The following is a 1946-nucleotide window of genomic DNA, read 5'->3' as shown; positions in this document are numbered from 1 at the left end:
TTGGCGTCGTAGCGTTGGCCTACAATACCGCTGCCGTCGCCGTCGTCGGCGGTCGTCCAGCTCACCACGTAACCGGCAGCGCTGGAGGTAAAGGTTGGAGCTGTCATATCTGCAATCGTGATATATCGGGCCGAAGCCAGACTGATATTGCCCGCCTCATCAACGGCGTAAGCGTAATAATCACCCAATTGCAGGCCGCTAGTATTCACCTCTGTGCTACCAGCCGCTGCCAGGCTGGACGACACCCAAAGGCTGCTGTCTGCTGTCAGAATATCACTGATATCGTTAACGCTAATGCTGCTGCTAACCAGATAGACACTGCCCGCTTCATTACTGTACAGGCTCACCATATCGCCGAGACTATAGCTTTCTGTAGCCACTTCTACAGCGCTACCATTGGCATCAAATCGCTGACTATAGACCTGATAGTAACCATCAGTACCGATACCGTACCATGTAACAATAAAGGCACCATCTGAGCCTGTCGCTACAATTTGTGGCAGACGATCATCGCCACTGCTGTTATCAGGCGATTCCAGTGTTATTGCTGTTCCATTCAGACTGCCATCGGCATTGAATCTTTGAACAAAAACAGACTGATCCCCCTGTTCATCCTCTCCTTGCCAAACAATGGCCCAGGCGCCACTGTCACCGAATGCGGCAACTTCCGAATAAGTATCGTTACCTGTTGTGTTACCGGTGGCTTCCAGTGTCACGATGTCACCAGCTAATGATCCATCGGCATTGAACAGCTGAACAAAAATCGAGGTATCACCTTCTGCATCGGTGCCACGCCAGGTCACTACGTAGGCTCCTGTATCACCCAGCAGAGCCAGTGCGGGCTGCACATCCTCACCTTCCGGATAGCCTGGAGCATCCAGTTTCACAGCACTACCAATCAGGCTGCCATCGGCAGCAATGGTTTGCACATATATTGATAGACCAAGACCATCGTCACCGGCCCAGGCAACCACAAAGCCCCCACTCTCAAATGCCATAGCGACGGCAGAACCATCATTCCCATCACTGACTCCCGTCGCTTCGAGGGACAGGGGGCTACCATTGGGGCTGCCATCGGCATTAAAGCGCTGGACAAACACGGTCAGATCAAAGCTGCTGTCAAAGCTGCTCCACACCACCACGTAAGAACCATCATCTGCACTGGTACTGATTTGTGGTGGCAGGCTGACCCAGGAACCTGACAACGTTGTCAGTGTGCCCTTCAGTGAACCATCGGCATTAAATGCCTGTACGTAGACATCAGTGGTATCGTACCAGGTCACCACATAATCACCGCTCGCCAACGCAGTAATTTGCGGTGTGAACTCAGACTGTCCCGTCACTGCATCCAATTCCACCGTACTGCCACTGAGGCTGCCATCGGCTTCGAACTGTTGGACATAAATGGATGACGTACCACTGCCGTTATCTCCTTGCCAGGTCACTGCAAAGCGGCCGCTGTCATCAATAGCAATGATTTGCGGATCAACATCCTCACCATGACTCACATCAGTTGCTTCCAGAGAGATAAGGTAACCTACTGGCTGTCCCTGGTTATCATAACTTCTTGCAAAAATAGTGTTGTCACCTTCCCCATCACTACCGTACCAAACCAGGGCATAACCGCCGCTGTTGCCCAGTGCTGTCAGCTGCGGAGACAGATTGTCTTTATCGATACTGGCTGTCACCTCTTCCGTTGCCATTGACAAGATCAGTGATGCCGTAGGGGCTATTTCGTCCAGGTCGTTGACATCGAGGGTAACCGCTTGGTCGGTATGGTTACCGGCTCCATCGGTAGCGGTGACGATAAATGAGTAGCTGGATTGGGTTTCGTAGTCGGGATCGGCCAACAGGGTCACTTCGCCGGTGCTGCTGTTGATGCTGAACAGGGCGGCATCATCGCCCGAGAGCGAGAAAGTCACGCCATCGGAGATATCGCCGGTATC

At 52.6% G+C, this 1946-nt stretch carries 1 protein-coding gene; it reads right to left on the bottom strand.

The features are described from left to right. The coding region (locus Q8W24_RS16710) for a cadherin repeat domain-containing protein (RefSeq protein WP_305476024.1) at positions 1–1946 on the bottom strand (1946 nt) is incomplete at both ends.

The organism is Oceanobacter sp. 4_MG-2023 (assembly GCF_030689165.1).
Classification (GTDB): Bacteria; Pseudomonadota; Gammaproteobacteria; order Pseudomonadales; family Oceanobacteraceae; genus Oceanobacter.
This window is presented reverse-complemented; position numbering and strand designations above follow the sequence as displayed.